The sequence below is a fragment of the Pseudomonas sp. GW821-FHT01E10 genome (genome assembly GCF_059422365.1).
On record NZ_JBWKWT010000025.1, the window covers coordinates 63,171 to 69,228 of the forward strand.

General features: G+C 61.2%; 5 protein-coding genes. 2 read left to right on the forward strand and 3 right to left on the reverse strand.

Annotation, left to right across the window (positions count from 1 at the left end; all coding sequences use genetic code 11):
- Positions 1-135 precede the first annotated feature (135 nt).
- Complete coding sequence (locus tag AC07V0_RS27160) at positions 136-1,530, forward strand: class II fumarate hydratase (protein WP_192350939.1); 1,395 nt, start codon at positions 136-138, stop codon at positions 1,528-1,530.
- Positions 1,531-1,661: 131 nt separating this feature from the next.
- Here the strand turns inward: AC07V0_RS27160 and AC07V0_RS27165 are convergent, their stop codons facing one another.
- Positions 1,662-2,621: a DMT family transporter gene (locus AC07V0_RS27165; RefSeq protein WP_192350937.1), complete on the reverse strand. Its 960-nt coding sequence runs from the start codon at positions 2,619-2,621 to the stop codon at positions 1,662-1,664.
- A 201-nt stretch (positions 2,622-2,822) separates the two neighbouring features.
- Between AC07V0_RS27165 and AC07V0_RS27170 the strand changes: the two genes are divergently transcribed.
- Positions 2,823-3,026 (forward strand): DUF6316 family protein, encoded by a 204-nt coding sequence (locus tag AC07V0_RS27170; protein ID WP_064616642.1) that lies wholly within the window; start codon positions 2,823-2,825, stop codon positions 3,024-3,026.
- Positions 3,027-3,112: 86 nt separating this feature from the next.
- Here AC07V0_RS27170 and AC07V0_RS27175 read toward each other — a convergent pair whose 3' ends face one another.
- The gene (locus tag AC07V0_RS27175; protein ID WP_192350935.1) at positions 3,113-4,297 is read right to left on the reverse strand and encodes a thiolase family protein; all 1,185 of its coding nucleotides are present in this window, start codon (positions 4,295-4,297) and stop codon (positions 3,113-3,115) included.
- 105 nt (positions 4,298-4,402) lie between these two features.
- Positions 4,403-5,926: a polyphosphate:AMP phosphotransferase gene (gene pap, locus AC07V0_RS27180; protein WP_028938966.1), complete on the reverse strand. Its 1,524-nt coding sequence runs from the start codon at positions 5,924-5,926 to the stop codon at positions 4,403-4,405.
- Between the last annotated feature and the right edge of the window lie 132 nt (positions 5,927-6,058).

Sequence of the window (6,058 nt, forward strand, 5' to 3'; positions counted from 1 at the left end):
AAAAAGTGTGTCGCTCAACCCCAAGCCTTGTCGCGACTGATTTAGAGGGGTTGAACGGTCAAATTCCAGACTGATGGAACCACAACCGGCGATCACAGCCTAAACTGCGCTATCAGACCTACAGGAGTGTGCATGATGAGCCGTATCGAAACCGACAGCCTGGGCCAGGTGGAAGTCCCGGATGACGCTTACTGGGGCGCTCAGACGCAACGCTCGCTGATTAATTTCGCCATTGGCAACGAACGCATGCCGCTGGCTGTGTTGCATGCCCTGGCCCTGATCAAGAAAGCCGCGGCACGCGTCAACGATCGTAATGGCGACCTGCCCGCCGACATCGCCCGCCTGATCGAACAAGCGGCCGACGAAGTGCTCGACGGCCAACATGACGACCAGTTCCCGCTGGTGGTCTGGCAGACCGGCAGCGGCACCCAGAGCAACATGAACGTCAACGAAGTGATCGCCGGTCGCGCCAACGAACTGGCCGGCAACCCGCGCGGTGGCAAGAGCCCGGTGCACCCCAACGATCACGTCAACCGCTCCCAGAGTTCCAACGATTGCTTTCCCACGGCCATGCACATCGCGACGGTTCAGGCGGTGCAACAGCATTTGCTGCCGGCGATCGCTGAGTTGTCCGGCGGCTTGGCGGAGCTGTCCGCGCGGCACATGAAACTGGTCAAGACCGGTCGTACCCACATGATGGACGCCACGCCGATTACCTTCGGTCAGGAACTCTCGGCGTTCATCGCACAACTGGATTACGCCGAGCGGGCAATCCGCAGCGCGTTGCCGGCGGTCTGTGAACTGGCCCAGGGCGGCACCGCGGTCGGCACCGGGTTGAACTCACCCCACGGTTTTGGCGAAGCGATCGCCGCCGAACTGGCCGCCCTCTCCGGCCTGCCGTTCGTCACCGCGCCGAACAAATTCGCCGCACTGGCCGGTCATGAGCCACTGACCACGCTGTCCGGCGCCCTGAAAACCCTCGCCGTGACCCTGATGAAAATCGCCAACGACCTGCGCCTGCTGGGCTCCGGGCCACGTGGCGGACTTGCCGAAGTGAAACTGCCGGCCAACGAGCCGGGCAGCTCGATCATGCCCGGCAAGGTCAACCCGACTCAGTGCGAAGCCCTGTCGATGCTGGCCTGCCAAGTGTTGGGCAATGACGTCGCCATCGGTTTTGCCGCCAGTCAGGGGCACCTGCAATTGAACGTGTTCAAACCGGTGATCATCCACAACCTGCTGCAATCGATCCGCTTGCTGGGCGACGGCTGCAGCAACTTCCAGCAGCATTGCATCGCCGGCCTGGAACCGGATGCCGAGAAAATGGCCGAGCATCTGGAACGAGGCTTGATGCTGGTGACGGCGCTGAACCCGCACATCGGCTACGACAAATCAGCCGAGATTGCCAAGAAGGCCTACAGCGAGGGGCTGACACTGCGTGAGGCGGCGTTGAAGTTGGGGTATCTGACCAATGAAGAGTTCGATGCGTGGGTGAGGCCGGAGAATATGCTGGAGGCAGGGGCCAAGGGCTGAGTTCTCTAGCGCCCGACAGTCAGTCATCGCGGGCAAGCCACGCTCCCACAGGATTTGTGTCAATCACAACACCCGTGAGCGACCCAAAACCTGTGGGAGCGTGGCTTGCCCGCGATGAACGATAACGCGGTCTAACTGGCTGCCATCCGCACCCGCCGTGCCCTGAGCCCGGCGATCAACGATGGCCCCAACGCCACCAGCGCCGACCCGAGCACCACCAGCACCGCCCCGCCATAACCCAGACCGTTGATCGTTTCGGCATGCACAAAATCAGGCCATAACCAGGCAGCCACGGCCACCGCGGCAAAGGTCACCAGCGGCGTGATCGCCAGCGTCGCGCTGACCCGCGACGCTTCCCAATGGGCCAGGGCTTCGGCGAAGGCGCCATACGCGATCAGGGTGTTCAAGCAGCACGCCAGCAGCAGCCAGCCTTGCAGCGGGCTCAGTTGCAGCGCTTCCAGCGGATGCACCCACGGCGTCAGCAACAGCGCGCAGAACAGGTAAATCACCATCATCACCTGCAACGAATTCCACACCGTGAGCAACTGCTTCTGGCCCAAGGCATAGAAGGTCCAGACCGTCGACGCCAACAGCACCATCAGCACACCCGCGGTGTAATCGGTCAGGGAGGTGAGCAACTCGCCCAGGCGCTTATTGAAGAACAGTGCAAAGCCGATCAGCAGCACCAGCAGGCCAATCCCCTGCCCCACGCTGAAACGCTCCTTGAACACGAACAGACTGGCGATCAGCAACATGATCGGGCCCATCTGCACCACCAGTTGTGCGGTGCCGGCGCTGAGCAGGTTCAGGCCCATCAGGTACAGCACGTAGTTGCCGACCAGTCCGAGTACCGCCATCAACACCAACCAGCCACCGCGCGGGCCGAGGACTTTGCGACTCGGCAAGCGTCTGGTCGCCGCCAGATATATGAACAGGCACCCGCCGGACACCATCAGGCGAAACCAGGTCACTGTCACTGGGTCCATCACCAACAGCACTTGCTTGAGTTTGATCGGCAGAATTCCCCACAACAACGCGGTCAGCAAGGCCAGGAATAAACCGTACACCCAGCGACCCGATGAAATATGCATGCTGCCCCCGAAGCCCATTGGCAAGAATGCTCATTCTAGGCTCAGACCGAAGCGCGACACAGGGACAGTTGCCCTCGGGCCGCGAATGAAACTGTGCGGGTCGCACCATGACATTGACGGGATGCCGTCGATCAGCTCGCCAGGCGTTGCAAAGGGTTCATGCATAAGCTCATTGAAACCGCCCTCTGCAGGAGATCGCCCATGTACGGCATGCGCGCCCAGGACACCGCCCCCGCCACACACTTTCGCTGTGACCGGTTGTGTCGTGTCAATGGGGAGTTGTATTTCACCACCCGGGAACAGACCCTGGAGGGGCCGTTCGATAATCCGGCGACGGCCGAGAAGGAGATCCAGGCTTATATCGAGCGGATGCAGGCTTTGAGCATGAACATGTCATCGAGATGACAACACCCGCGAGCATAACTGCTCTCGCGGGGTGTAAGCGCAACATACAAGGAGCGAGGCTTGCCCGCGAAGGCGACCTTACGGAATTACCGCACCGCCTCAAACAACCCCGTAGCCCCCATCCCACCGCCCACGCACATGGTGACGATGCCGTAGCGCAAGTTGCGCCGCTGCAACTCGCGCACGATGTGCCCGACCTGACGCGAACCGGTCATGCCGAACGGGTGGCCGATGGAAATCGAGCCGCCATTGACGTTGTATTTGTCGTTGTCGATTTCCAGCCGATCGCGGCTGTACAGGCATTGCGAGGCGAACGCTTCATTGAGCTCCCACAAATCAATGTCGGCAATCTGCAACCCCTTGGCCTTGAGCAACTTCGGCACCGAGAACACCGGGCCGATGCCCATCTCGTCCGGCTGGCACCCGGCCACGGTGAAACCGCGAAAGAAGGCTTTGGGCTTGAGCCCCAGCGCCAGGGCTTTTTCCAGGCTCATCACCAGGGTCATCGAAGCACCGTCGGACAGCTGCGAAGAGTTGCCGGCCGTTACTGAGCCGTCTTCGGCAAACACCGGTTTCAATCCCGCCAGGCTTTGCAGGGTGGTGTCGGGGCGGTTGCAGTCATCGTGATCGACAATGCCGTCGAGGATCTGCACCTGGCCGGTGGCCTTGTCTTCAACGCGATACTTCACCGCCATCGGCACGATTTCATTGTTGAACAACCCGGCGGCCTGCGCCAGAGCGGTACGTTGCTGGCTTTGCAGGGCGTACAGATCCTGCTCCTCGCGGCTGACGCTGTAACGACGCGCGACGATCTCGGCCGTCTGGCCCATGGGGAAATAGATACCTGGCACCTGCTCTTTCAGCAGCGGGTTGATCAGGTGATCGGTGTTGACGCTTTTCATGGTCAGGCTGATCGACTCGACACCACCGGCGACGATGATGTCGCTGCAACCGGAAGCGATCTGATTGGCGGCAATCGCGATGGCCTGCAAGCCCGACGAACAGAAGCGGTTAAGGGTCATGCCACCCGTGCCGATGCCCAGGTGCGACAGCACCGCGACGTTGCGACCGATGTTGTAACCCTGGGCACCTTCGTTGGAACCGGCGCCGACGATGCAATCCTCGACGCTGGCCGGGTCGACGTCATTGCGCGTGAGCAGCGCGTTGACACAGTGGGCCGCCATGTCATCGGGACGGGTCATGTTGAACTTGCCGCGAAAGGATTTGGCCAGGCCGGTCCGCACGCTGTCGACGATCACCACTTCACGCATGGCATACACCTCATTGTTGTTGTCAGTCGGGAGTTGGATCGAGCATAAGTCCCACTCATGACTGACCGCGACAATCATTCACCCCGCGTATGCGTAACCATCGGCTCAGCGCTTGCGCTTTTGCAGTTTCTTCTCCCGTTTGTCGGACTTTTCGAATGCTGCTTCCAGCGCCTCATTGAGGGTGCGCAATACCTTGACCCGCGCCCAGCGCTTGTCGTTGGCCTCCACCAGGGTCCAGGGCGATACCTCGGTGCTGGTGCGGTCGACCATATCGCCGACCGCGGCGCGGTAATCGTCCCACTTGTCGCGGTTACGCCAGTCGTCTTCAGTGATCTTGAAACGCTTGAAGGGGATCTCTTCGCGCTCCTGGAAGCGCTCCATCTGAGTCTGTTTGTCGATGGTCAGCCAGAACTTGACCACGATCACCCCGGCATCGTCGAGCTGCTCTTCGAAGTCGTTGATCTCGCTGTAGGCACGCAACCAGTCCGCCTCGCTGCAAAAACCCTCGATGCGCTCCACCAGCACCCGGCCATACCAGGAACGATCGAACACAGTGAATTTTCCCCGCGCCGGAATATGCCGCCAGAACCGCCAGAGATACGGCTGCGCCCGTTCTTCTTCGGTAGGCGCGGCGATCGGCACGATGTTGTACTGACGTGGGTCGAGTGCCGCGGCCACCCGACGGATCGCCCCGCCCTTGCCTGCCGCGTCGTTGCCCTCGAACACCGCGATCAACGCGTGACGACGCATTCGTTTGTCGCGCATCAGCCCGGAAAACCGTGCCTGCTCGGTAATCAGTTGCTCTTCGTAATCGTCCTTGTCCAGGTTCAGGGTCAGGTCCAGGCTGTCGAGCAGATTCACGTGATCGACGCTGGGAGACAAGGGCGCGGCACTGACTTTGTGCGGGTGAATCCTGGGTCTCTTGAGCGCGCTCTGCAGGCCCTCGAGCAGAATCTTGCCGACCGCCAGGCTGCGATAACGCGCATCCAGGCCAGCAATCACGTGCCACGGCGCGTAGTCGCGACTGGTGCGGCGCAGCACCCGTTCGCCGTACTTCACGAACTTGTCGTAGGTCGCGGATTGTTGCCAGTCCAGCGGGCTGATGCGCCAGCTGTGCAGCGGATCGTCGTTCAGCGCCTTGAGCCGCGCTTTCATTTGTTTCTTGGAGAGGTGAAACCAGAATTTGAAGATCAGCGCGCCTTCGTCGCACAACATCTTCTCCAGCCGTTCGGCGCCGTTGATGGCTTGATCGAGTCGCGGATCCTTGAACAAACCATGAACCCGCCCTTGCAGCATCTGGCTGTACCAGTTACCGAAGAAAATCCCCATGCGCCCCTTGGCCGGGAGCATCCGCCAATAGCGCCAGGCGGGTGGTCGAGCCAGCTCTTCGTCGGTTTGCTGGTCGAAGGTGCGGACCTCGATCAGGCGCGGGTCCATCCATTCGTTGAGCAACTTGACCGTCTCGCCCTTGCCGGCCCCTTCGATGCCGTTGATCAAAATGATCACTGGAAAACGGTGTTGCTGCCGAAGTTCGAACTGCGCTTCGAGCAAGGCTTCACGCAGGGCCGGCACTTCGGCTTCATAGGTTTCTTTGTCAATGGCATGACCGATTTCGGCGGATTCGAACATGGAGACACTCCTTCCAGGATTGAGCAAGACTAGCGGATTCGCCGCACAACCTGTAGGAGCGGGGGGGGGGGGGGGGGGGGGGGGGGGGGGGGGGGGGGGGGGGGGGGGGGGGGGGGGGGGGGGGGGGGGGGG

What these genes read in the sequence shown, in the direction of transcription:
- AC07V0_RS27160 (WP_192350939.1), top strand. Translation starts at nt 136, where the DNA reads ATGAGCCGTATCGAAACCGACAGCCTGGGCCAGGTGGAAGTCCCGGAT.
- AC07V0_RS27165 (WP_192350937.1), bottom strand. Translation starts at nt 2,621, where the DNA reads ATGCATATTTCATCGGGTCGCTGGGTGTACGGTTTATTCCTGGCCTTG.
- AC07V0_RS27170 (WP_064616642.1), top strand. Translation starts at nt 2,823, where the DNA reads ATGTACGGCATGCGCGCCCAGGACACCGCCCCCGCCACACACTTTCGC.
- AC07V0_RS27175 (WP_192350935.1), bottom strand. Translation starts at nt 4,297, where the DNA reads ATGCGTGAAGTGGTGATCGTCGACAGCGTGCGGACCGGCCTGGCCAAA.
- pap (WP_028938966.1), bottom strand. Translation starts at nt 5,926, where the DNA reads ATGTTCGAATCCGCCGAAATCGGTCATGCCATTGACAAAGAAACCTAT.